This is a genomic window from Streptomyces sp. NPDC002018, assembly GCF_042890865.1.
In the GTDB taxonomy this organism is placed as follows: Bacteria; Actinomycetota; Actinomycetes; order Streptomycetales; family Streptomycetaceae; genus Streptomyces.
In genome coordinates, this window is record NZ_JBIASO010000012.1 from 154548 (window position 1) to 177453 (window position 22906).

21 protein-coding genes are annotated in these 22906 nt (G+C 70.8%); 6 read left to right on the top strand and 15 right to left on the bottom strand.

Features of this window, described 5'->3' with window-relative positions; genetic code table 11:
• Positions 1 to 10 precede the first annotated feature (10 nt).
• From ACFYYH_RS21290 to rsmI, 7 genes are all read right to left on the bottom strand, one after another.
• Complete coding sequence (locus ACFYYH_RS21290) at positions 11 to 1879, bottom strand: ABC-F family ATP-binding cassette domain-containing protein (protein ID WP_388553194.1); 1869 nt, start codon at positions 1877 to 1879, stop codon at positions 11 to 13.
• Between the two features lie 249 nt (positions 1880 to 2128).
• Positions 2129 to 3085: a 4-(cytidine 5'-diphospho)-2-C-methyl-D-erythritol kinase gene (locus ACFYYH_RS21295; protein WP_388553461.1), complete on the bottom strand. Its 957-nt coding sequence runs from the start codon at positions 3083 to 3085 to the stop codon at positions 2129 to 2131.
• Positions 3086 to 3171: 86 nt separating this feature from the next.
• Positions 3172 to 4041 carry a 16S rRNA (adenine(1518)-N(6)/adenine(1519)-N(6))-dimethyltransferase RsmA gene (gene rsmA / locus ACFYYH_RS21300; protein ID WP_388553463.1) on the bottom strand — a complete coding sequence of 290 codons (870 nt, stop codon included), beginning with the start codon at positions 4039 to 4041 and terminating at the stop codon, positions 3172 to 3174.
• 176 nt (positions 4042 to 4217) lie between these two features.
• Entirely contained in the window at positions 4218 to 5225 is a 1008-nt protein-coding gene (locus ACFYYH_RS21305; RefSeq protein WP_388553196.1) for a transglycosylase family protein, read from the bottom strand.
• A gap of 226 nt (positions 5226 to 5451) precedes the next feature.
• Positions 5452 to 6321: a TatD family hydrolase gene (locus ACFYYH_RS21310; protein ID WP_388553199.1), complete on the bottom strand. Its 870-nt coding sequence runs from the start codon at positions 6319 to 6321 to the stop codon at positions 5452 to 5454.
• Positions 6322 to 6478: 157 nt separating this feature from the next.
• Entirely contained in the window at positions 6479 to 7054 is a 576-nt protein-coding gene (locus ACFYYH_RS21315; RefSeq protein WP_388553201.1) for a hypothetical protein, read from the bottom strand.
• A gap of 128 nt (positions 7055 to 7182) precedes the next feature.
• The gene (gene rsmI, locus ACFYYH_RS21320) at positions 7183 to 8061 is read right to left on the bottom strand and encodes a 16S rRNA (cytidine(1402)-2'-O)-methyltransferase (protein WP_388553465.1); all 879 of its coding nucleotides are present in this window, start codon (positions 8059 to 8061) and stop codon (positions 7183 to 7185) included.
• A 70-nt stretch (positions 8062 to 8131) separates the two neighbouring features.
• On the opposite strand from rsmI, the gene ACFYYH_RS21325 reads away from it, so the two are divergent.
• The 3 genes from ACFYYH_RS21325 to ACFYYH_RS21335 all read left to right on the top strand — a co-directional run bounded on the left by ACFYYH_RS21325 (position 8132) and on the right by ACFYYH_RS21335 (position 13114).
• Positions 8132 to 9853, top strand: coding sequence for a dolichyl-phosphate-mannose--protein mannosyltransferase (locus tag ACFYYH_RS21325; protein ID WP_388553204.1), 1722 nt, complete (start codon positions 8132 to 8134; stop codon positions 9851 to 9853).
• Between the two features lie 126 nt (positions 9854 to 9979).
• Positions 9980 to 11116: a hypothetical protein gene (locus ACFYYH_RS21330; protein WP_388553207.1), complete on the top strand. Its 1137-nt coding sequence runs from the start codon at positions 9980 to 9982 to the stop codon at positions 11114 to 11116.
• A 360-nt stretch (positions 11117 to 11476) separates the two neighbouring features.
• Complete coding sequence (locus tag ACFYYH_RS21335) at positions 11477 to 13114, top strand: penicillin-binding transpeptidase domain-containing protein (protein ID WP_388553209.1); 1638 nt, start codon at positions 11477 to 11479, stop codon at positions 13112 to 13114.
• Between the two features lie 184 nt (positions 13115 to 13298).
• Here ACFYYH_RS21335 and tgmC read toward each other — a convergent pair whose 3' ends face one another.
• The 6 genes from tgmC to ACFYYH_RS21365 all read right to left on the bottom strand — a co-directional run bounded on the left by tgmC (position 13299) and on the right by ACFYYH_RS21365 (position 17578).
• Positions 13299 to 14441: an ATP-grasp peptide maturase system methyltransferase gene (gene tgmC, locus ACFYYH_RS21340; RefSeq protein ID WP_388553212.1), complete on the bottom strand. Its 1143-nt coding sequence runs from the start codon at positions 14439 to 14441 to the stop codon at positions 13299 to 13301.
• The gene (tgmB, locus tag ACFYYH_RS21345) at positions 14438 to 15400 is read right to left on the bottom strand and encodes an ATP-grasp ribosomal peptide maturase (RefSeq protein WP_388553214.1); all 963 of its coding nucleotides are present in this window, start codon (positions 15398 to 15400) and stop codon (positions 14438 to 14440) included. The genes tgmC and tgmB overlap by 4 nt, the downstream gene beginning before the upstream one ends.
• Positions 15400 to 15672 carry a putative ATP-grasp-modified RiPP gene (gene tgmA, locus ACFYYH_RS21350; RefSeq protein ID WP_388553217.1) on the bottom strand — a complete coding sequence of 91 codons (273 nt, stop codon included), beginning with the start codon at positions 15670 to 15672 and terminating at the stop codon, positions 15400 to 15402. The genes tgmB and tgmA overlap by 1 nt, the downstream gene beginning before the upstream one ends.
• 298 nt (positions 15673 to 15970) lie before the next feature.
• Positions 15971 to 16774 carry a helix-turn-helix domain-containing protein gene (locus tag ACFYYH_RS21355; protein ID WP_388553220.1) on the bottom strand — a complete coding sequence of 268 codons (804 nt, stop codon included), beginning with the start codon at positions 16772 to 16774 and terminating at the stop codon, positions 15971 to 15973.
• Between the two features lie 41 nt (positions 16775 to 16815).
• Positions 16816 to 17331: a DUF6879 family protein gene (locus ACFYYH_RS21360; protein ID WP_388553223.1), complete on the bottom strand. Its 516-nt coding sequence runs from the start codon at positions 17329 to 17331 to the stop codon at positions 16816 to 16818.
• Positions 17312 to 17578, bottom strand: a complete 267-nt coding sequence (locus ACFYYH_RS21365; protein ID WP_388553226.1) for a hypothetical protein — start codon at positions 17576 to 17578, stop codon at positions 17312 to 17314. Before ACFYYH_RS21365 ends, ACFYYH_RS21360 begins: the two co-directional genes overlap by 20 nt.
• A 280-nt stretch (positions 17579 to 17858) precedes the next feature.
• Here ACFYYH_RS21365 and ACFYYH_RS21370 point away from each other — a divergent pair, with 280 nt between their 5' ends.
• Positions 17859 to 18365 carry a YbaK/EbsC family protein gene (locus ACFYYH_RS21370; RefSeq protein WP_388553228.1) on the top strand — a complete coding sequence of 169 codons (507 nt, stop codon included), beginning with the start codon at positions 17859 to 17861 and terminating at the stop codon, positions 18363 to 18365.
• Complete coding sequence (locus ACFYYH_RS21375) at positions 18362 to 19225, top strand: EamA family transporter (RefSeq protein ID WP_388553230.1); 864 nt, start codon at positions 18362 to 18364, stop codon at positions 19223 to 19225. Before ACFYYH_RS21370 ends, ACFYYH_RS21375 begins: the two co-directional genes overlap by 4 nt.
• A 255-nt stretch (positions 19226 to 19480) precedes the next feature.
• Here the strand turns inward: ACFYYH_RS21375 and ACFYYH_RS21380 are convergent, their stop codons facing one another.
• A complete protein-coding gene (locus tag ACFYYH_RS21380; protein ID WP_388553232.1) occupies positions 19481 to 20251 on the bottom strand; it encodes an SDR family NAD(P)-dependent oxidoreductase in 771 nt (256 codons plus the stop codon).
• A 197-nt stretch (positions 20252 to 20448) separates the two neighbouring features.
• Here ACFYYH_RS21380 and ACFYYH_RS21385 point away from each other — a divergent pair, with 197 nt between their 5' ends.
• Positions 20449 to 21501 carry a DUF1259 domain-containing protein gene (locus tag ACFYYH_RS21385; RefSeq protein WP_388553235.1) on the top strand — a complete coding sequence of 351 codons (1053 nt, stop codon included), beginning with the start codon at positions 20449 to 20451 and terminating at the stop codon, positions 21499 to 21501.
• Between the two features lie 147 nt (positions 21502 to 21648).
• On the opposite strand, the gene ACFYYH_RS21390 is transcribed toward ACFYYH_RS21385, so the two are convergent.
• Positions 21649 to 22890, bottom strand: coding sequence for a serine hydrolase domain-containing protein (locus ACFYYH_RS21390; protein ID WP_388553238.1), 1242 nt, complete (start codon positions 22888 to 22890; stop codon positions 21649 to 21651).
• Positions 22891 to 22906: the final 16 nt, after the last annotated feature.

Genomic DNA, 22906 nt, shown 5'->3' on the forward strand with positions numbered 1-22906 from the left:
CGCACCGTTTCTACGCGTCCTCCGCCAGCTCCAGCCACCGCATCTCCAACTCATCACGTTCGCCGACGAGTTCACGCAGCTCAGCGTCGAGTTTCGCGACCTTCTCGAAGTCCGTGGCGTTGTCCGCGATCTGCTGATGGAGCGTGGTCTCCCGGCTGGAGATCTTGTCGAGCTGCCGCTCGATCTTCTGGAGCTCCTTCTTCGCCGCGCGGCCGTCCTTGGCCGACACGGCTCCGGCGGAACGCTCCTCGGTGACCCCGGAAGCGGAGCCGGAGGCGGCGGAGCCGGAGCCGCCGCCCGCCGCGGACTTCGACACGGCAGGCTTCGACACGGTCGTCGACTCGACCAGCCTGCGCCGCCGTTCGAGATACTCGTCGATCCCGCGCGGCAGCATTCGCAGCGCCGCGTCACCGAGCAGCGCCATCACCTTGTCGGTGGTGCGCTCGATGAAGAACCGGTCGTGGGAGATGACGACCATCGACCCGGGCCAGCCGTCGAGCAGGTCCTCCAACTGGTTGAGCGTCTCGATGTCGAGGTCGTTGGTGGGCTCGTCGAGGAAGAGGACGTTCGGCTCGTCCATCAGCAGCCGCAGAAGCTGGAGCCGGCGCCGCTCACCGCCGGAGAGATCACCGACCGGGGTCCACTGCTTCTCCTTGGTGAAGCCGAACTGCTCGCAGAGCTGACCCGCCGTCATCTCCCGGCCCTTGCCGAGGTCGACCCGGTCCCGTACCTGCTGCACCGCCTCCAGAACCCGCAGCGACGGCTTCAGCTCGGTGACCTCCTGGGAGAGGTACGCGAGCCTGACGGTCCTGCCGACCGCGATCTTCCCGCCGACGGGCTGGACATCGCCCTGGCTGCGGGCGGCCTCGGCGAGCGCGCGCAGCAGCGAGGTCTTGCCCGCGCCGTTCACCCCGACCAGTCCGATCCGGTCACCGGGGCCGAGCTGCCAGGTGAGATGCGCGAGCAGCACCTTCGGGCCCGCCTGGACCGTCACGTCCTCCAGGTCGAAGACGGTCTTGCCGAGCCGGGCGTTGGCGAACTTCATCAGCTCCGAGGTGTCCCGGGGCGGCGGCACGTCCGCGATCAGCTCGTTGGCCGCCTCCACGCGGAAGCGCGGCTTGGACGTACGGGCGGGGGCGCCGCGGCGCAGCCAGGCCAGCTCCTTGCGGACCAGGTTCTGCCGCTTGGCCTCCTCCGTCGCGGCGATGCGCTCGCGCTCGGCGCGGGCGAAGACATAGTCGGAGTAGCCGCCCTCGTACTCGTGCACCGCGCCGCGCTGGACGTCCCACATCCGCGTACAGACCTGGTCCAGGAACCACCGGTCGTGGGTGACACAGACGAGCGCGGAGCGCCGGGTCCGCAGATGCTGCGCGAGCCAGGCGATGCCCTCGACGTCGAGATGGTTGGTGGGCTCGTCGAGCACGATCAGATCGGGTTCGCCGATGAGCAGCTTGGCGAGCGCGATCCGGCGCCGCTCACCGCCGGAGAGCGGCGCGATGACGGTGTCGAGCCCCTGCGGGAAACCGGGCAGGTCGAGGCCGCCGAAGAGGCCGGTGAGCACATCCCGGATCTTCGCGTTGCCCGCCCACTCGTGGTCGGCGAGATCACCGATCACCTCGTGCCGGACTGTGGCCTCGGGATCGAGCGAGTCGTGCTGGGTGAGCACCCCGAGCCGCAGCCCGCCGCTGTGCGTGACCCGGCCGGTGTCCGTCTCCTCCAGCCGGCTCAGCACCCGGATGAGGGTCGTCTTGCCGTCACCGTTGCGTCCCACGACGCCGATCCGGTCTCCCTCGGAGACGCCGAGAGAGACACCGTCGAGCAGCGCACGGGTGCCGTACACCTTGGTGACTGCCTCGACATTGACCAGATTGACGGCCATTTTTCTCCTGTTACAGCGGGGACCGGTCGACGTCCCAGCGTAGTCGCCACCACGAACCCCCCGACGAGCCGCCCAGAACCCGGGCATCCCGCCCGCCCCCGGCCCCGCGACCGCGCCCGGCACGGGGCGCCGGGCCGCCTCGCGGTCGGCGCCGGGCCGGGTACGGTGCGGACGCGCGCGGGCGTACGCGACGTGAACCGCGCGGGCGGGTGCGGTCCGGCGGGCGCGGTCCGGCGGGCGCGGTCCGGGTCAGAGCGCGGGGCTCACCACGGTCGCGCCCGGGGCCGGGGCGGTGGTGGTCCGGGTGGTGCGGCAGGTGCCCGAGGTGCGCAGTGCCTCCGCGATCCGGGCCGCCCCTTCCGCGTCCTTCGCCAGGAACGCCGTGGTCGGGCCCGAGCCCGAGACCAGCGCGGCCAGGGCGCCGGCCGTCGTGCCCGCCGCCAGGGTGTCCGCCAGGGACGGGCGCAGGGCGAGGGCCGCGGGCTGGAGGTCGTTGGCCAGCGCGCCCGCGAGCGCGACGGCGTCGCCCGTCCGCAGGGCGTCGAGCAGCGCGGGGTCGGCGACCGGCTCCGGTACGTCCGTGCCCTCGGCCAGCCGGTCGAACTCCCGGAACACCGTGGGGGTGGACAGTCCGCCGTCGGCCATCGCGAACACCCAGTGGAAGACACCGCCGACGGTGAGCGGTGTGAGCCGCTCGCCCCGGCCGGTGCCGAGCGCCGCGCCGCCGATCAGGCTGAACGGCACATCGCTGCCCAGCTCGGCGCAGATGGCCAGAAGCTCCTCCTGCGAGGAACCGAGCGACCAGAGCGCGTCACAGGCCAGCAGGGCGCCCGCGCCGTCCGCGCTGCCGCCCGCCATGCCGCCCGCGACCGGGATGTCCTTGTCGATATGGATGTGGACGCGCGGATCGATGCCGTGCCGCCGGGCCAGCGCGAGCGCGGCCCGTGCCGCGAGGTTCGTGGTGTCCAGGGGGACCTGGCCGGCGTCGGAGCCCGAGCAGGTGACGCGCAGTTCGTCCGCGTGCGACACCGTGATCTCGTCGTAGAGGTCCACGGCCAGAAAGACGTTCGCCAGGTCGTGGAAGCCGTCGGGGCGGGCGGCGCCCACCGCGAGCTGCGCGTTGACCTTGGCCGGCACCCGTACCCGTACCCGTCCGCCGGTCGATGCGTCGGCCCCCGCGTGCGAGGACGGCGCTCCGACCGCCACCCGTTCCTGCGGCTCCGCCTGCGTCTGTGCCTGTGCCTGTGCCTGAGTCTGAGTCTGTGCCTGAGTCTGAGTCTGTCCCTCGACGCTCACGCGCCCGCCCCCTTCGACTCCGCGATCCGCGCGAACTCTTCCACTGTCAGTGCCTCACCGCGCGCCTGCGGCGAGATCCCGGCCGCGACCAGGGCCGCTTCCGCCGCCGGGGCCGATCCCGCCCATCCGGCGAGGGCCGCCCGCAGGGTCTTGCGGCGCTGCGCGAAAGCCGCGTCGACGACCGCGAAGACCTCGGCCCGGGAGGCCGTCGTCCTCACCGGTTCCGCCCGGCGCACCAGCGAGACCAGACCGGAGTCCACATTGGGCGCGGGCCAGAAGACCGTACGGCCGATCGCCCCGGCCCGCTTGACCTCCGCGTACCAGTTGGCCTTGACCGACGGCACTCCGTACACCTTGTTCCCCGGCACGGCGGCCAGCCGGTCGGCGACCTCGGCCTGGACCATCACCAGCGTCCGCTCGATGCTGGGGAAGCGCTCCAGCATGTGCAGCAGGACCGGCACGGCGACGTTGTACGGGAGGTTCGCGACCAGCGCGGTCGGCGCGGGGCCCGGCAGCTCCACCACCCGCATCGCGTCGGAGTGCACCAGCGAGAAGCGCCCGGCGCGCGCGGGCATCCTGGCCTCGATCGTCGCGGGCAGCGCGGCGGCCAGGACATCGTCGATCTCCACGGCGGTCACCCGGTCCGCCGCCTCCAGCAGCGCCAGCGTCAGCGAGCCGAGCCCGGGGCCGACCTCCACGACGGTGTCGTCGGGGCGGACCCCGGCGGTACGGACGATCCTGCGCACGGTGTTGGCGTCGATGACGAAGTTCTGCCCGCGCTGTTTCGTGGGGCGTACGCCCAGGGCCGCGGCCAGCTCGCGGATGTCCGCGGGCCCCAGGAGGGCGTCGGAGGCACCGGAGGCCACCGTCCCCGGGGCGTCGTCCGGGGCGGCGTCCGGGGCACCCGTGTCCGGAGTATCCGTGTCCGGAGTGTCCGCTGTGGCGGCCGGGGTCTCCGCGGCGTCCGGGGCGACCGGGGCTTCCAGGATGTCTGGTGCCTCTGGGGCGTCTGGTGCCTCTGGGGCGTCGGGCTCAGTGGTGCTCACCTGGTCAGCCTACGGCCGCAGTACGGCCACGGACTCGCCCCCCGCTGCATGTACAGCTTCTTCGCGCGGAGCGTCTGCTCCTCGGCCGTGGCGTCCTGCGGGCGTCCTCGGCCGCCGACGGAGCGCCAGGTCGCGAGGTCGAACTGGTAGAGCCCCCCGTACTTGCCGGACGGGTCGACCGCGTTGACCCGTCCGCTCGACTCACAGGCGGCGAGCCCCTTCCAGTTCAGGTGGTCCACCCCGGCCATGGAGGTCGGCAGCGCCTTCGTACCGACCCTGACCCGCTGGGTGACCGGCGCGCGCACCATCTCTTCGTGGAGGACGCGTGGCTGCTGGTCGATCCCGTCGATCGTGCGCAGACCGTAGACGACCCGGCGCACTCCCGGGCTGCCCGGCTGGTCGATGACCTCGGTGCCCCGGAAGAGCGCGGGGTCGTCGGTGCGCACGGTGTCGTACGGGACGGCCTCCTCGCTCGTCTGCTCACGGGACACCACGCCCGGGGCCCGGCCGTCGAGCGGCAAGCCGTCGCGCGGTACGGACTTGCTGTCCTCGTCGTGCGGCGTGGGGCCGGCCTGCGCCGTGAGCGCGCCACGGGAGACCGTCGAGGAGCGCGAGACGGAGAGCGACGCGTGGTCGGCGCGCACGCCGAGCGCGTGTACGCCGAGCGCACGCGCCTCGATGGCCCGCGCCCCGAGCGCGCGGGGCGCGGGAGCGGCGGTGTGCGGGGCACGCGGCTCGCCACCGCCGTCGCTCGGCCCGACGGACCGGTCACCGACGACGAGGGCCGAGGTGCCCCCGGCGAGCAGGGCGACAACGAGCGCCTGCGGCAGGAGTCCGCGCGGTGCCCGCCACAGGAGCAGACGCGGTGCCCGCGGCAGGAGCCGGCGCGGTGCCTGCCGTAGGAACCGGCGCGGTTCCGTCCGGTGCGGCGCCCGGACACCGCGCCGGACAGAGCGTCGTTCCTTGCCAAGCCGATCCAGGTGACTGCCCTGCGTAGTGCTCACGACGCTCCACGAGATCCGGTCCGGTCGCTGCGCGACGATGGCGGGTGGTGGCCGGACACTACAGAGCGGTGGTCACTCTCCCAAGCGACGCGACTACGTGGCGTCGCGGCGCCGAGGCAGACCGCTCCCCCGGACGCGCCCCGGTTGCGGGGGCCGCCGTATGCCGGTAGACGGGCGGTAGTCGGCCGTATGCCTGTAGGCGGACGCGCGCGCGTCCGCCTGCCGGTCAGTAGGCGAACGCGCGCGCCGTATTGCCGGAGATCGCTTCGGCCATGGCGTCCTCGCCGATCCCCCGCACAGCGGCCATCGCCCGCAAGGTGACCGGAATGAGATACGGCGCGTTGGGCCGCCCACGGTAGGGCGCCGGAGTGAGAAAGGGCGCGTCCGTCTCGACGAGGACGAGTTCGAGCGGCGCTACGGTGAGCGCGTCACGCAACGGCTGAGCGTTTTTGAAAGTCACGTTGCCGGCGAAAGACATGTAGTAACCGGCGGAGGCGCATACTTCGGCCATTTCCGCGTCGCCGGAATAGCAATGGAACACCGTACGTTCCGGAGCGCCTTCCTCCGCGAGGATGCGCAGCACATCGGCGTGCGCTTCCCGGTCATGGATGACCAGTGTCTTTCCATGGCGCTTGGCGATTTCGATATGCGCGCGGAACGAACGCTCCTGCGCGGCGATGCCCTCGGGCCCTGTCCGGAAATGGTCGAGCCCCGTCTCGCCGACGGCGCGCACCCATGGCAGGGCGGCCAGCCGGTCGATCTCGGCGAGGGCATCGTCCAGCGCCGCGTCGCCACCGCCCTCGCGCGTCCCCTGCCGCGACCAGCCGTCGGGGTCGCCGTGCACGATCCGGGGCGCCTCGTTGGGGTGCAGGGCGACCGCCGCGTGGACGTTCTCGTACGCCGCGGCCGTCTCGGCGGCCCAGCGGGAGCCCTTCAGATCGCACCCCACCTGGATCACCGTCGTCACACCGACCGAGGCGGCCTTGCGCAGGCTCTCCTCGACCGTGCCGTCCTGCATGTCCAGGTGGGTGTGCGAATCCGCGACCGGCACCCGGAGGGGTTCGGGCAGCGGGGGCGGAGCGTGCTTCGAACTCATGGGCGCGATCCTACGAGGCGCGCGCCCCTCGTCTCACCCTTGCGCCCGTGACCAGGCGAAACGGTCCGAACGGGTCGAACGGGCGGAACAGGCGAAACGGTGGAACGGGTGGAACCGGTGGAACGGGTCGCTCACTTGCGGTGGTGAAACGGGTGGCTCACCTGCGGTGGTGGAACGGGTGCAGCAGGTCCGAGAGATGCCAGTGGTGATGGCCCGCCGCGGCGCGGTCCGGCGTGGATCCGGCGGGTATCCCCACCGCGACCGGGCCGGATATCCCCTCGGCGGTTCCCGCCGCTCCCGGCGTTCCCGCCCTTCCTGCCGTTCCCGCGTTTCCCGCGGCCCCGGCGGATATCTCCTCGGCGCTTGCGGCGGGTGCCTCCCCGGCCCCCGTCCTCCCCGCTGCCGCTGCTGCCGCCGCAGCCGCGGCCGCAGCCGCCGTCGCCGCGGCCCGCTCGGCCTTCGACGGATGGTGCTGCCGCGTCATCAGCGCCCGCACCGACGAGACCTGTCCCGAACGCATGATGCGCACGACATGCCCGCCGCAGTTGGCGCAGGACGGGCTGGACAACGGGGAAGGAACCCGTGTCCCGTCCGCCTTGTAAATGACGTAATTCTGACCCGAGCCGTCGACGTGATGCTCTATGTCGTACGCCTGCTCCCAGCCGTGTCCACAGCGCATACAGCAAAAGGCATATGCCTCGTGTGCGACGGCGGTGCCCGTGATCTCACTCATGCCAGCTCCTCTCCACTGACCCAGTGGACGCCTGTGCCGGCGGGAGCGCATCAGCCCCTGTCGATTAATGGACCGGTCTTGGCCTTCTCATGCCCAAAAGGCCCGACTCCCGGTCTGCGCTTTACATTTCACGATAGTCCTTTGCCCTCCGGAGGGGACATTCTGGCCGCGTTCTTGGCCGCCACGACCGCGTCGAACACCTCGCGCTTGGGCACCCCCGCCTCGGCGGCGACGGCGGCGATCGCCTCCTTGCGCCGCTCCCCCGCCTCCTCCCTCATCCGTACCCGCAGCACCAGCTCGGCGGGGTCGAGATCCCCGGGGCCCGGTTCCGGCGCGCCCTCCACCACGACGGTGATCTCACCCCGTACGCCCTCGGCCGCCCAGGCCGCCAGCTCACCGAGACCGCCGCGCCGCACCTCCTCGTACGTCTTGGTCAGCTCGCGGCACACGGCGGCCCTGCGCCCGGCGCCGAAGACCTCGGCCATCGCGGCGAGGGTGTCGTCCAGCCGGTGCGGTGCCTCGAAGTAGACGAGCGTGCGCCGCTCGTCGGCGGACTCGCGCAGCCGGCCGAGCCGCTCGCCCGCCTTGCGCGGCAGGAAGCCCTCGAAGCAGAACCGGTCCACGGGCAGCCCGGAGAGCGCCAGCGCGGTCAGCACGGCGGAGGGGCCCGGCACGGCCGTGACCCTGATCCCGCCCTCGACGGCCGCCGCCACCAGCCGGTAGCCGGGATCGGAGACGGACGGCATGCCCGCGTCGGTGACGAGAAGCACCCGCGCCCCGCCCGTCAGCGCCTCCACCAGTTCGGGGGTCCGCGCGGTCTCGTTGCCCTCGAAGTACGAGACGACCCTGCCCCGGGTCTGCACCCCGAGCGCCTGGGTGAGCCTGCGCAGCCGCCGGGTGTCCTCGGCGGCGATCACATCCGCGGTCTCCAGCTCGGCCGCGAGCCGTGGCGGCGCGTCCGTCACCTCACCGATGGGCGTTCCCGCGAGTACGAGCGTTCCATTCACATCCGCCATCCCGCCATCCTCGCAGGGCGCGGAGCACCCCTCGCACAGCGGCGTTCCCTACGATGGCGCGGTGACCAGTACTGCGCCTGAAGCCCTCCAGGGGCACGACGCCGGCGGAACGCCGCCCTCATGGCCTCAGCGGCTGCGCCGATTCGGCCATGTGCCGCGGCCGGTGACCGGGCTGCGCGAGCGGCTGGTGCCGCCGTACACCCGGCCCTCGGAGCGGCTGTGGGCCGTGCTCGCGGTGCCGCCCGCGACGGCGGAGCGGCTGGTCCGCTGGTCGGCCTGGGGCGGGCCGCTGCTGGTGGCCGCGGTGGCGGGCGTGCTGCGCTTCTGGAACCTGGGCAACCCCAAGGCGGTGATATTCGACGAGACGTACTACGCCAAGGACGCCTGGGCCCTGGTGAACCAGGGGTACGAGGGAAGCTGGCCCAAGGACGTCGACAAGCAGATCCTGGCGGATCCGTCCAAGGTCCCGCTGCCGACCGACCCGGGCTATGTGGTCCATCCGCCGGTGGGCAAGTGGGTCATCGGCCTCGGCGAGCAGCTCTTCGGATTCACGCCCTTCGGCTGGCGCTTCATGGTGGCGGTGCTCGGCACGCTCTCGGTGCTGATGCTCTGCCGGATCGGGCGGCGGCTGTTCCGTTCCACGTTCCTGGGGTGTCTGGCGGGCGGACTGCTCGCCGTCGACGGTCTGCACTTCGTGATGAGCCGCACCGCGCTGCTCGATCTGGTGCTGATGTTCTTCGTGCTGGCCGCCTTCGGGTGTCTGGTGATCGACCGCGACTGGGCGCGCGGGAGACTGGCCGCGGCGCTCCCGGTGGACGAGGAGGGCCTGCTGCGCCCGGACGTCACGGTCGCCGAGCGGCTGGGGCTGGGGTGGCGGCCGTGGCGGATCGCGGCCGGGCTGATGCTGGGGCTGGCCTTCGCGACCAAGTGGAACGGGCTCTACATCCTGGCCGCCTTCGCGGTCATGGCCGTCCTGTGGGACGTGGGCGCACGGCGCACGGCGGGCGCGGTCCGGCCGTACGCGGCGGTGCTCCGCCGGGACATCGTGCCGGCGTTCGTCTCGACGGTGCCGGTCGCGATCGTCACGTACATCGCCTCCTGGACCGGCTGGATCGTCACCGACAAGGGGTACTTCAGGGACTGGGCCGCGACGCGGGGCAAGGGCGGCCACTTCACCTGGCTCCCGGACTGGCTGCGCAGCCTGTGGCACTACGAGAACGAGGTCTACCAGTTCCACGTCAATCTGACCTCCGGCCACACCTACCAGTCGAACCCCTGGAGCTGGATCGTCCTGGGCCGCCCGGTCTCGTACTTCTACGAGGACCCGAAGGCCGGCGCCGACGGCTGCCCGGCGGGCACGGCCGGCAACTGCGCCCGTGAGGTGCTGGCGATCGGCACCCCCCTGCTCTGGTGGGCGGGCGGCCTGGCGCTCTGCTACGTGCTGTGGCGCTGGTTCTTCCGCCGCGACTGGCGCGCGGGCGCGATCGCCTGCGCGGTGGCGGCGGGCTGGGTGCCCTGGTTCTTCTACCAGGAGCGCACGATCTTCCTCTTCTACGCGGTCGTCTTCGTGCCGTACCTCTGCCTCGCGGTGACGATGCTCGCGGGCGCCCTCATCGGCCCCGCGGGCTCCGACGAACGCCGCAGAACGATCGGCGCGGTCGGCGCGGGCGTCCTGGTCCTGCTGATCATCTGGAACTTCATCTACTTCTGGCCCCTGTACACCGGCACCCCGATCCCGATCGACGCCTGGCGCGGCCGGATGTGGTTCGACACCTGGGTCTAGGTGTATCGACCCGGAGGGTTGTCGACTCGGGTGATGGGTGGCCGGCCTGTGGGTGCGGATCGGGCGCAAGCCCCGTCTCCCGAAATCAGCGACAGACCGAACGACTATGCACGGGGAGAGGCTTCAGTGGCTGATGGAAGCAAAGAGGAAATCAATGTCTCCGCCCCTTGGAGCTGGCTGAATTGGGAGCAGATGAACCAAGGGCGGCCGTCCGGCCGAGCAGCCGAGTATCTCATCTACAGCGACGCCTGGGTGATCCGGAAGGAAATCTCTGCCGGACCTCTCCACCTCACCTTAGGCACGGCCTTTCCAGACCAGGGGAACATCGCGCCAGTTGTCACGCTCCGCATCGATGACCATCTCCCGGAGTTCGATGTGCAGCCAATGAGCAAAACGGACACCGCCGGCTGGCTCAACCTGACCATCGACGATGAGCTGGCTTGCCTGCTGTCGCTCATAACCGGTGCTCGAATGCGCGCCGGCGGGATGTCGAGAGAGTTCAGGGAGGGCGAGGATCCGCGAGGGTCCGCCCACTACCACTTCCACCAGGCACCTACCTGGACGCCGCTGCCCCTACGGAAGCGCATATACCCCGGAGCGGATTCTGCGGACACGCAAGACATCGAGACCTGGCTCAGTGGGTACCACGCCCTGACTCGCGAGGACAGTGTCGCTCTGGTTCGAGCGGCGCGGCAGTTCCGAGATGCACTCTGGATCGCCGAGTCCGATCCAGAGTTGTCCTGGCTGTTCCTTGTCTCCGCATTGGAGGGTCCCGCAGGCCGGTCGGCCGTCACCGCGGACGAGGACCCAGTGAAAATATTCACCACGGAGATGACCAGCCTGGCCGAAGAAGTGCGAGCGGGAGGGGGTGACGAACTCTTGCGCTCTGTCTCCCAGCAGCTCCTGCCGATAGTCAAGGCAACCAACAGGTTCCTGAATTTTGTCACGCGATACGCACCGGAGCCCCCTTCGAGCAGACCTCCGGAACACGCTCAAGTTCCGTGGAGCAAGCTGCGCAAGAAGGTAGGCCAGGTGTACTCGTACAGATCGAAGAGACTCCACGAAGGGGTCCCCTTCCCTCACCCCATGTGCGAACGACCGCTTGAATCGATCCCCGTGCCCGACGAAATTCCCGCAGGCCTGGCAGCCGCAAAGGGGAACGCCGCCTGGGTGGCCAAAGACCTTCCGATGCATTTGCACATGTTCGGCCATGTCGTGCGCGGCTGCCTGCTCAACTGGTGGGCCGAGAGGGCACGTGGGTGAATCACTGAGGGTTGTCCCGTCACCCCTGGTGGATCAGCGAGCGGCGTCGGACGCGGTGCGTCGCACGGCGGAGGGCGGGGGCGGACGGCTGGGGGCGGGGGGTGCAGGGACGGACGGCCGGGGGGTGCGTACGGCCGGGAGGGGTGCGTACGGCCGGGGGGGTGCGTACGGCCATGGGGTGCGGACGGCCGGGGGGTGCGTGCGCCCGGTCGAAGAGCGGCCGGAATGTGCCGGTCTGTGATCGTTCCAGTCCGATAACGCTCTCCTCCTGTGACGCACCCGTCCCGTAGAGTGCCGTTCGACACTTCCTTGAACACGTTCAGATGTTCCGGGAGGCTCCTGGGGAGGGGGACTGCACAGATGCGCAGTGGAGCGAAGGTCGCCGTGGTCGGCGGTGTGTTCGCCGTGGTCGCCGGCGGGGTGGGGTACGGCGCGTACAACGTCTACAGCGGGATCACCGGCGGGGGTTCTGGCACCACCACCACCTCCGCGACGCGGGAGGTCAAGACCGGACCTCTGAGCGCCGGGGAGATCGACAAGGCCGCGAAGGACTTCCTCGCGGGGTGGGCGAGCGGGGCCGACGGCGCGGAGGTCGCGCAGCTCACCAACAACCCGACCGCCGCCGCACCCGTCATCACGGGCTACCGCGACCAGGCCCATGTCACCGACGCGGTGATCACCCCGGGCCCGGCGGTGGGCGCGAAGGTGCCGTTCACCGTCAAGGCCACGGTGACGTCAGGCGGCGAGAGCAAGCCGTGGTCGTACAGCTCCGAGCTGACCGTGGTGCGCGGACTGACCACCGGGCGCCCGCTGGTGGACTGGGCGCCGTCCGTGATCCATCCCGAGCTGACGGAGACCACCCGTCTGGAGACCTCCGAGGCGAAGGTGCCGCCGATCAAGGCGGTGGACCGCGACGGCACGGAGCTGACGAAGGAGAAGTACCCCTCGCTCTCGTCCGTCCTGGACCAGCTCCGGGAGCGGTACGGCGCGGACGCGGGCGGGACGCCCGGCATCGAGCTGTCGCTGAAGAGCGACGGCGACAGCGTCCCGGGGAAGACCCTGCTCACCCTCGCCAAGGGCAAGGAGGGCACGCTGCGGACCACGCTCGACGCCCAGGTGCAGGCCGCCGCCGAGGAGGCGGTGAAGAAGTTCAGCGAGGCGTCGGTCGCGGCGGTCAAGCCCAGTACGGGCGAGATCCTGGCGGTCGCCAACAACCGCCAGGACGGCTTCAACGCGGCCATGCTCGGCAAGCAGGCGCCCGGCTCCACGATGAAGATCGTGACCGCGGCGATGCTGCTGGAGAAGGGCCTGGCCGGCGCCGACCGTCCCGCCGAGTGTCCGCAGACCGCGATGTACCAGGGCCGTACGTTCCAGAACCTGGACGGGTTCTCGATCCCGGACGGCACCTTCGCGCAGAGCTTCGCCCGCTCCTGCAACACCGCCTTCATCAAGCTGATCGACGACGCGGGCGACGACGCGGCGCTGAAGAGCGAGGCCGAGGAGGTCTTCGGCATCGGCCTCGACAACTGGAAGACCGGTGTCCCGTCCTTCGACGGAAGCGTGCCGGCCGCGGCCGGCGGTGAGGCGGCGGCGCAGTACATCGGGCAGGGCACGGTCCAGATGAACGTGCTCAACATGGCGTCCATCACCGCCACCGCGAAGAACGGCACGTTCAAGCAGCCCGTCATCGTGCCGCGTTCGCTGGACGACCGCACCCTGGCCACCGCCGCGCGCTCGCTCCCGTACTCCGTGGCGCAGCAGCTCCGCGACATGATGCGGCTCACGGCGACGAGCGGTACGGGGGCCGACGCGATGTCCGGCCTCGGCGGCGACAAGGGCGCGAAGACGGGCTCGGCGGAGGTCGACGGCCAGGCCACGTCGAACAGTTGGTTCACCGGCTTCCAGAACGACGTGGCCGCGGCGGCGGTCGTCCAGTCGGGCGGCCACGGCGGAGACGCGGCGGGCCCGGTGGTGGCAGCGGTACTCCGCGCGGGCTGACCACACCCCGGCCAGGGGGCGGCGGACACGGGGCGGCCTGGCGAGCAGGACCATGCCCCCGACCGCCGCCCCGCCGCCCGCCACCCCGTCGGCGTCATGTGCCGGCGCACTCCTCCGCCGGACCCACGACAGCGAAGTGACGCAGCTCCATCGGGGGGGGTATACCGGGCGGGATCGCCGGGCGTCAGATTGGCAGGTCCCAGCCTGGCCCGTCCTCGGTGCCGATCCACACTCGCTGACCGGCGGCCGACACCGTGATGCCGAATCCCTCCTGGTGAGGTTCGTCAGCGGCCTGCCAGTGCTGCACGGCCCGCTCGACCCGATCCCACAGACGGACGGAACCACGCTGTACGACGGTCCATCCACCATGGGGGTTGAGGGCCGTCCGGGCCTGCGAACCGGTGGACACGTCCCAGAGGATCTGTTCCGCTCCCGCCCCCATGCGTTCGGCCGAGGGTGCCGCGAGCTGCGCGACCCAAGCGCCGGTCCAGCCGTCGAGCTTGGCGGGGTCGATCCGGCTCGGTCGCTCGTCCCCGGGCAGCAGGGCCGGCGTCGGGCGGGGCGGGCGGTCGTGCGGCCGGGCGATCATGAAGCTGGTGTAACCGGGCAGGAACCGGCCCGTGGCCTCCCCGGGACCGGTCACGTCGAGCAGCGCGAGGGCGTTGGCGTAGCTCCACCCGGAGAAGGTGACCAGGATCTTTCCGCCCGGCCTCACCTGGTGCAGCCACGGCGGCGGGATGTACCGGACCGAACACGTGGCGATCAGGCGGTCGTACCGGCCCCCGTCCGGGTCGCCACGCAGCCCGTCACCGATGATCAGCCTGGGCGCGAACCCGGCCGTCTTGAGCGCCGTGGCCGCAGCCTCGCCTACCACCGGGTCGTACTCGATGCTGGTCAGGTTGGTGTCTCCGAGACGGTGCGCGCCAAGGGCGGTCGAGTACCCGGTTCCGGTGCCGATCTCCAGCACCCGGTGCCCGGTCTGGGCATCGAGCTGCTGCCACATGCGCAGCACCAGCGACGGCAGGGTGGACGACGACGACGGGGAGCCGGTCACGGCCCCCTCGGTGACGTCGTCGGGCCTGATCCGGCCGTCCAGTTGGGTGATCAGCGTCTCGTCGGAGTAGACACCCTTCAGCCATCCGGGCTCGCCGTCCCGGACTGGTCGGTAGCTGGTCGGAACACTTCCCGGCACTGGCCTGAAGTAGGACCCCGTGAACAGCTCGCGGGGAACCGTCTTGGCGGCGCTGCGCCACTCGGGTTCCGTCAGGGTGCCCTCCTCGGCGAGTCTGTCCGTCAAGGTGTTGCGGAGCTGAGCCGATGTGCTCACGCGTCGGGACCTTTCTCCAGCTGGTCGGTAAGAGCATGGGCGATTGCTGCGGCGGTCTCCGCCGGCTGCCACGCCCATTGGCCGTTCGGGTTGCACTCAAGGAAGTACCAGTCGCCCGCGGCGGTGACGGCGAAGTCGAACGCGCCGTAGAGCAAACGGAGTTCGGCGAGATAGGCAATGACCGCATGCGCGACCGACTCGGGCACCTCGATCGGTGTGCACGTCATCAGGTCCTGACGGCGGCGCCAGTCGAGATCGGGGCTGTCGATCCGGACCCCGAACAGCCGGTCGCCCACGGCGGTCACCCGCGCATCGAACGCCTTGTCAACCTTGGCTTGGAACATGTGCGGACAAACGGACACGGCGTCCGTGATCTCGGCCCCGTGCACCTCCCGGACCCACACGCCGTGTGGCCGGCCGTCCACGCGGTAGGGCGTGTTCCACACGGGCTTGTACACCACTCCGGCGGGCTGGTGGGAGGCGAACGTCCGTGCCTCGTGCGGATCGTTGGTGATCACCGTGCTGGGCATCCGGAACCCACAGCGTTGCGCGGTCGAGAGCTGCGCGGGCTTGAACTCGGCAGCTCGGTTGTTCCACGGGTGATTGACGTAGCGCGCGCCCGGCAGTGACGCGAGGACGCCCCCCGTGCCCCACAGCGCTTGTTCCGCGGCGAACCGGCGGTCCTGGTCGCTCAGCCCCCGCGGCCCCTCGTAGGGCGAGGGCCTGCGGACCCAGACGGACCGAATCCGCGTGGTGTCGAGTTCCCGGCTTGCCGTGCGCAGGGTGCCCCGCTGGTCGCCCGTACGGTACTTGGCGGTCAGCGAGGCACCCGTGTGCAGGTCGGTACCGGGGTCGAGACGGACCACGGGAACCCGGCGCTCGGCGAGAAGCCGCAGCACCATGTCCGCCGTCACGTCGTAGGGGTTGGTCAGCACCAGTACCGACCTGCTGTCAGTCATCAGCCGGAACTCTGGTCCTGGTCGTACGACTCGGTGCTGTCCGCGTCGGTCGCGCTGCCCGGACCGGACCCGTCACCGGGGGTGGTCGTGGTGGGCGTCAGTCCGCTCGTGCTGGTGCCGTGGTTACCCAGCTCGACCGTCCGGCCGTGCTCGTCCACGATGACAGCGATCTGCGTTTCGGCATCGATCACGGGCGTGTACTGCGGCACCGTGATGGTGGCCGCGTACGGCCCCATTCGTTGCGTGCCCCACGGTGCGGGCGTCTGCGTCATCTGTGCCGTACCTCCGTCTTCAGATGGTGTCGAGGGTTCAACCCCTGGCCATGAAGCCGAGTTGTCGGCCCCACCCCGGTCGAATCGGCCTGTCCGGGGTTTCCACCACCGGGGAGGGGTCTTTGGCCCACCCCCGATGGCTGACCGTCCATTGAGGAATCACCGGGGGGGGAGTCGGAGCCCGCCCTCTCGGGGGTGCCACTCGCTCATGCCGACCCCTTCACGTCGCCTGGATCACGACAACGCTAGGAACGCCAGGGCCTCACCTCACAGCGGATTGCACGTGATTGCAGACGAGTCAGACAAGCGAGTCCCGCGCCTTGTAGATCAAGGCACGCGCCCGCGCACCGTGGACAGCCATGCCGGAGAGCTTGGTGTAGGTATCCGAATATGCCGTGACCTCGCTGGGCTGAGTCAGCATCAAGTAACCCGACACCAACTCCACGTTGACTTGTGCGTTGTCATAGATCCAGAAGTTCTCAACCGGAAGTTGAGGGCGTTGCTGAGCGACAGGAATGACACCGAGACTGACATTGGGCAAGGCACTTACAGTGAGCAGATGCTCCAGCTGTTCTTCCTGTGCCGCCCCAGTGCTGAGTGTGTTTCTCAGAACGGGTTCTTCGATCAGGAAAGCGAACACCCGCCGTCCCTCACGCAGCACTCGCTGTCTCTCCATACGGGCAGCCACCGCGTCGGCCACATCATCCATTGGCACCCGCTGTTGCTGAATCGTCCGAAGCACGTCCTCGGTGTACTGGTAGGTCTGGAGGAGTCCGGGAAGTGCCCACACGCTGTACGAGCGGAAACGTCGCGTGCGCTGGTACAGCGGTAGCCGTTCCTCTTGGGACCGTTTGAGCCCCGCGCGCTCCAACCGACGCCACGTCAGCCAGGTACCCTCAGTGGCCCGAAGCGACGCGATCAAGTCGCCTATCTGATCCTCGGCGTCGCACGCCTGGCACCACGACCGAATATCGTCCTCACTCGGTTGCGTCTTTGCTGTCGAGATCCGAGAAACCTTTGAAGGGTGCCAGCCGCACAAGGCCGCGAGATCCTTGCCGTCCAGTCCGGCATCCTTGACCAACTCGCGAAGACGACCGGCCAAGGCTTGCCGGGCCTCTTGGACGCTAGACGATGCTGATCGCACTAGACCGGCTTGTACTCCTCGTGAGGCGTGGCCCGCTCCCAGACGGAATCGAATGCAGAATTGCACCACGCAGCCAAGGTCGCGTCGTTGACGTACTCGCGTTCCGTCAGAACGCCGTCCCCGCTGAAGTGATGGAAAAGCACCAACTCACCGTCGAACACCCAGAAATCCACAGCGGGCACCGCGAGGTCTTTGGCTTGGCGTCGCGGAAGCCAACGAACATCCTCACCGGCGGCGATATTGGTCACCGCATAGTCGTATTCCCACCGAACGTACTCGGTCAGAGGTTCGGAGACCACGCGGGCACGACGAACCGCGACCCCACGCGAAACAGCAGCCTGTACCGCGTCGTGCCAGCCCTCCCACCAGTCCGCACGGTTGTCCGGCGTGAACGTGCGGCGGCCCTCGCGCCATTCGAGGAAGTCGGGATCAGTGCTCGCGTACTGATCACGAACCTCCAGATGGATGGCGGTTCGTCGCGCACGGGACAACGGCTCACGCGCCGGAGGCTTCATCGGCGATGCCTCCATCCGGTCGGGGGATGTACTGGATCATGACCTTCGGCAACCGAATGATCGCTTCATGGTCCGGGACGTCCGTGCCATGGCCGGGAATCGAACCGATCTCCTGGCACGCCTTCACCTCCTCCTCGGTGGCCCGGTAGGACTGGATCAGCAGGTCTCCACTGTCCTCGTCCAGCCAGATGGTGGGCGAGTCATCCTTGCCGGTGTTCGGGATGATCCCCAGGAAACGCAGGCGCATGACCTCTCCCCGTGACGATCCGATTGCAGCGGATTGCTTGAGCGTCACCCGCCCGGCCCACGCCGTCAAGAGCCGGTGCCGAGCCGCTCGGCTGTTCGAGTGGGGCCGGGGGGCTGCTCGTCGGTGTCGGTGTCCGCGTCCGCGCTTGCGTTCCGCGTTCCCGGTCCGGTCCGCGAGGTCCCGCCCGGGGCCCGGGGAAGGGTTTGGGAAAGGGTCCGGGAAGGGGCCCCGGGGTAAAGGCGGTGGTACCGGTCGTGCCGTGAGCGCTAGCGTGCGGCCCATGAGCACTCCCCACACCACCGCTTCCGCCGCCCACCCCCGGTTCGCCAAGGCCCTGCGCGAGCTCGGCCTCGACGAGGTCAAGGAGCGGATCCGCCGTTTCCCCGACGCCACCCGCACCGCCGCGGAGGCCGCCGCCGCGATCGGCTGCGGCCTCGGCGAGATCGTCAAGTCGCTGGTCTTCGAGGCCGACGGGGTGCCCGTACTGGTCCTGATGGACGGCGCCTCACGGGTCGATGTGGAGCGGGTGCGGCAGGAGTTGGGCGCGGCGGCCGTGACGCGGGCCGACGCCGAGGCCGTACGGGAGACCACCGGATACGCCATCGGCGGCGTCCCGCCCTTCGGACACCGCACGAAGACCCGTGTGCTCGCCGACCGGGGGCTGCTCGCACACGCCGTGGTGTGGGCCGCGGCGGGCACCCCGCACACGGTGTTCCCCATGGACCCGGCGTCCCTGGTCAAGCACGCGGGCGGCACTCTGGTGGACGTGCGCGAGCGCAAGGCGTGACACCGCTCGTCGCCGTCGCGGTCCTGGTCGCCGCCCTCACCCACGCGAGCTGGAACGCCATCGCCCACTCCATGAAGGACCAGCTCGTCGCCTCCACCCTGATCGCCGGGGGCGCGTCGGTGCTCGGCGCGGTCGTCGTGTGCTTCGCGCCGGTGCCGGACGCGGCGGCCTGGCCGTATCTGATCGTCTCGGCGCTGCTGCACGTCGGCTATCTGCTCCTGCTGATGCGCTCGTTCAGCCTCGGGGACTTCGGCCAGATGTATCCGATCGCGCGGGGCACGGCGCCCCTGGTGGTCACCGTGCTGGCGGCGGTGTTCGTGGGCGAGTCGCTGGACGTCTGGCAGGCGGCGGGGGTCGCGGTCGCCTCGGCGGGGCTGGTGGGCCTCGCGCTCTGGGGGATACGGGGGTCGTACGGGGGTCCCCGGGGCGGACCCGACTGGCCCGCGCTGCTGGCCGCGCTCGCGACGGGCCTGTTCATCGCCCTGTACACCGTCGTGGACGGCGTGGGCGTACGGAACTCGGGCTCACCGGTCGGCTACATCGCCTGGCTGATGATGCTGGAGGGCCTGCTGATCCCGGCGTACGCCGTGTACACCCGCCGCGCCCTGCTCCTCACCCAGCTCCGCCCCCACGCCCTGCTCGGCCTTCTGGGCGCGGCCCTCTCCATGGTGGCGTACGGGCTGGTCCTGTGGGCCCAGACCCGCGCGCCCCTCGCGCCGGTCGCGGCGCTGCGCGAGTCCTCCATCATCGTGGGCGCGGCCATCGGGGCGCTCTTCTTCAAGGAACGCTTCGGCACCCCCCGGATCGCGGCGGCGGGTCTGATGGTGGTCGGCATCGGCCTGATGCTGCACACCGCCTGACCGACCTGAACGCCGCGCGAGCCGAGCACCGGGCGACCCGAGCACCGGCGACCGGAGCACCGGGCGACCCGACCGCCCGCGACCCGAGCACCGGGCGACCCACCGCCGCGCCGCCCGAGACCCGCCTCGCGCCACGACGTCCCCCCACGGGACCGCACGGGACCGCGCCGGACGCGCGGCCCGCGGCCCAGGGCCCGCGCTCGGCAGTCGGCGCTCGGCAGTCGGCGGCCGGCAGTCGGCGCTCGGCGCTCGGCGTCACACCTCGCCGCCGAGCGCCCGCCTCAGTCCCACATTGCTCGTCAGGAGCCCGCCGTCCACCGGCAGCGTCACCCCCGTGATCCACGCGGCGTCCCGGGACGCCAGGAACGCGACCGCCGACGCCACATCGGCCGGCGTACCCACCCTGCCCATCGGGTAGTGGGGGGCCGCGCGGCCCAACTGCGTCTCCCTGCCCGCCCAGGCGTCCGTGGCGATCGTCCCCGGGGCGACGAGGTTGACCCGTACCCCCCTGGGCGCCGCGTGGCCCGCGAGGGTACGGGTGAGGCCGGCCAGGCCCGCCTTGGCCGCGCTGTACGCGTGATTGCCGAAGTCCTGCTCGCCGTTGACGGAACCGATCGTGACGATCGCGCCCCGGCCGGAGGCGACAAGATGCGGAAGTGCCGCGCGGGCGCAGCGGAAGGCGCCGGTGAGCGTGATGTCCAGATCCCTCGCCCAGACCTCGTCCGACTCGTCCTCGAAGAGCGGGGCGTCCGGGGTGCACGCGTAGGCGTTGTTGACCAGGACGTCCAACCGGCCGAAGCGCTCCACCGCGTACGCGACCGCCGCCTCCACCGACGCGCGGTCGGCCACATCGCAGCCGTACGCCAGCGCGCCCGGGATGGTCTCCGCCGCACGCGTCGCGCGCTTCTCGTCGAGGTCCGTGACCAGGACGCGCGCCCCCTCCCCCGCCAGCCGGCGCGCGGTCTCCGCGCCGATGCCCTGTCCCGCGCCGGTGATCAGTACGCCGTATCCCTCGAAACGTGTCATCGGGCGATCATGTCGCCGACCGCACCGGCCGCACCAGGGTCCCGGCACCCGTGCCCCGGATGACCCAACGGAACGGCTCGGCATCACGGCCCAGCACCGCTGCCCCCAGGGGCTGTTCGGCGACCGCCGGGCACCGTTCCGCGGATCGCGCGCTCCGGCGGATCATGTTTTGATCTCGTCACGGAGGTACAAATGTGATGAGCGGAGACTCGCAGCAGGAAAGCGACACACAGGACACAGCGGTCGCACGGCCCCGACGGCGGCTGGTGGTCGCGGCCGCGCTCGCCCCCGTGCTGGCCGGAGTGGGAACCGTGGCCACCCTGACCGAGCCCAGCAAGGCCGACGGAACCCCCCAGGTGAAGTCCGGCGGGGGCGACGACCACGGGCACGCCACACCGGTACCCACCACGGTGGCGGACTGGAAGCAGGTCGCGAAGGCGCTGGGCCGTTCGGGCAGCACCGTGCGCAACCTCTTCTACCACACCCGTTTCCCGCGCGACGACCTCAAGGTGATCTCTCACGGCGTCAAGGTGACCCCCGGGCTCGCCCTGGGTTCACACGCGGCCTTCGTCCGGTACAGCGACGACAGCGTCCTGGTCATGGGTGATCTGAATGTCGCCGAGGACGAACTCCAGCAGGTGATCGACGCGTTGACGGATCATGGCATCGCGGTGACCGCGCTCCACAAGCATCTGCTCGCCCACGAGCCGGACGTGTGGTGGACCCATATCCACGGGCACGGGCACGACGCGGTGGCACTGGCCCGTGGTCTGAAAGTCGCCATCGACCGGACCAAGAGCCCGCCCGCCAAGCCTGTGGGACGGCCGCCGCGCATCGCCCTGGACATCCCCGGGATCGAGGCGGTGATGGGGGTCAAGGGCTCCAACGACGGCGGGATCTACAAGTCCGTCTTCGCCCGCCGCGAGCCCATCATCGACGGGGGCCTGGTCCTGCCCCAGGGCCTGGGCGCGACCTCGGCCTTCAACTTCCAGCCCCTGGGCGGCGGACGGGCCGCGCTCAACGGCGACTTCGCCATGATCGCCGACGAGGTCCAGGACGTCCTCAAGACCCTGCGGCGCGGCGGGATCGAGCTCGTCGAGGTCCACAACCACGGTCTGACGGAGGAACCGCGGCTGTTCTTCACCCACTTGTGGGCGGTGGACGACGCCGTCAAGCTCGCCAGGGCGCTGCGTCCCGCGGTGGACCTCACCAATGTGGTGCCGGTCAACTCCGAGCGCGATCCCGGGTAGTACGGCGGCGGGAACACCCGACCGCCATGTGGCCCGGCCCCGGTGGCCCGGCCATCGGGCCACCCCGTCCCTGTCCTCAGAGCCTCAGAGCCTCAGAGCCTCAGAGCCTCAGAGCCTCAGGATCTCAAGCCTCACGGCCTCACGGCCTCAAGGCGCCGATCCCCCGGACGCCGCAGACCGTACCGCCCGTACCAGCGCCTGCGCGCGCGGATCCGCGGTGACTCCCTTCCGCATGCCGTTCGTCACATACCCGAACGCGATCCCCGACTCGGGGTCCGCGAAGCCCAGCGAGCCGCCGCGCCCCGGATGTCCGAACGAGCCGGGGCCGAGCAGCGGTGCCGCCGGGCCGTGCAGCATGAAGCCCAGGCCGAAACGGGTGGCGACGACCAGGACCCGGTCAGGGCCCGCCGACTCCTCCGTACGCGCCAGGGTCAGCGTGGCGGGCGCGAACAGCCGGTGGCCGTCGACCGGGCCGATCATCGCGGCGTAGCACCGGGCGAGGGCGCGCGCCGTCGAGATACCACCGGAGCCGGGCAGTTCGGCGGCCCGGTACGCCGGGTCGTTCTCGTCGGGCCGCGGGTCGATCACCCCGAAGGCGCGACGGGTGAGCGACTCCGTGTCCCGGTAGGCCTCGGAGACCGACCGTTTGGGGCGCAGCCGCAGTGCGCCGCCGACCGCCGACGGCTCGCTCAGCGATCCGATCCGCCCGACCCGGTGGGCCTCCTCGGCGGGCAGCCCCACCCAGAAGTCCAGCCCCAGCGGACGGGCGATCTCCTCGGCGATCCACCGGCCGACGCTCCGCCCGGTGACCCGTCTGACCAGTTCGGCGATCAGCCAGCTGTAGGTGTGCGCGTGGTAGCCGTGGTCCGTGCCCGGCTCCCAGACGGGCCGCTGGGCGGCCAGCGCGCGTGCCCCGGACTCCCCGTCGAGCGCCTCGGCCGGGGTGAGCGGCCGGTCGAGCACGGGCACGCCCGCGCGGTGCGAGAGGAGATGCCGTACCAGCACCCGCTCCTTGCCCGCGGCCTTGAACTCCGGCCAGTACGTGCCGACGGGGGCGTCGAGATCGATCTGCCCGCGCTGGTGCAGCAGAAGCGGTACGGCGGCGGCGACGCCCTTCGTCGCCGAGCGGACGACCTGCGCGGTGTCCACGGCCCACGGCGCGGCATCGGGAAGACGGTCCGACACCTGGCCCAAGCCCTGGTCCGGCACCTGGCCCAAGCCCTGGTCCGGCCCGTCCACATCGCGTGTCCCCGCCCACAGGTCCACGACCTTGCGCCCGTCCTGGAAGACGGCGACCGCCGCCCCCCGTTCACCGAGCCGCTCGAAGTTCCGTACGAAAGCGTCCCTGACCGGCTCGAAGCCCGCCGCCACCGTGCCCTGGACGTCCACGTCCGCCCCACCCGTC

Excerpts from the sequence above, each read along its gene's own strand:
- tgmA (WP_388553217.1), bottom strand. The coding sequence starts at position 15,672 with ATGACGCAGACGCCCGCACCGTGGGGCACGCAACGAATGGGGCCGTAC.
- ACFYYH_RS21380 (WP_388553232.1), bottom strand. The coding sequence starts at position 20,251 with ATGACACGTTTCGAGGGATACGGCGTACTGATCACCGGCGCGGGACAG.
- ACFYYH_RS21310 (WP_388553199.1), bottom strand. The coding sequence starts at position 6,321 with ATGAGTTCGAAGCACGCTCCGCCCCCGCTGCCCGAACCCCTCCGGGTG.
- ACFYYH_RS21360 (WP_388553223.1), bottom strand. The coding sequence starts at position 17,331 with ATGAAGCCTCCGGCGCGTGAGCCGTTGTCCCGTGCGCGACGAACCGCC.
- ACFYYH_RS21365 (WP_388553226.1), bottom strand. The coding sequence starts at position 17,578 with ATGCGCCTGCGTTTCCTGGGGATCATCCCGAACACCGGCAAGGATGAC.
- ACFYYH_RS21370 (WP_388553228.1), top strand. The coding sequence starts at position 17,859 with ATGAGCACTCCCCACACCACCGCTTCCGCCGCCCACCCCCGGTTCGCC.
- tgmB (WP_388553214.1), bottom strand. The coding sequence starts at position 15,400 with ATGACTGACAGCAGGTCGGTACTGGTGCTGACCAACCCCTACGACGTG.
- ACFYYH_RS21385 (WP_388553235.1), top strand. The coding sequence starts at position 20,449 with ATGAGCGGAGACTCGCAGCAGGAAAGCGACACACAGGACACAGCGGTC.
- ACFYYH_RS21335 (WP_388553209.1), top strand. The coding sequence starts at position 11,477 with ATGCGCAGTGGAGCGAAGGTCGCCGTGGTCGGCGGTGTGTTCGCCGTG.
- ACFYYH_RS21290 (WP_388553194.1), bottom strand. The coding sequence starts at position 1,879 with ATGGCCGTCAATCTGGTCAATGTCGAGGCAGTCACCAAGGTGTACGGC.
- ACFYYH_RS21315 (WP_388553201.1), bottom strand. The coding sequence starts at position 7,054 with ATGAGTGAGATCACGGGCACCGCCGTCGCACACGAGGCATATGCCTTT.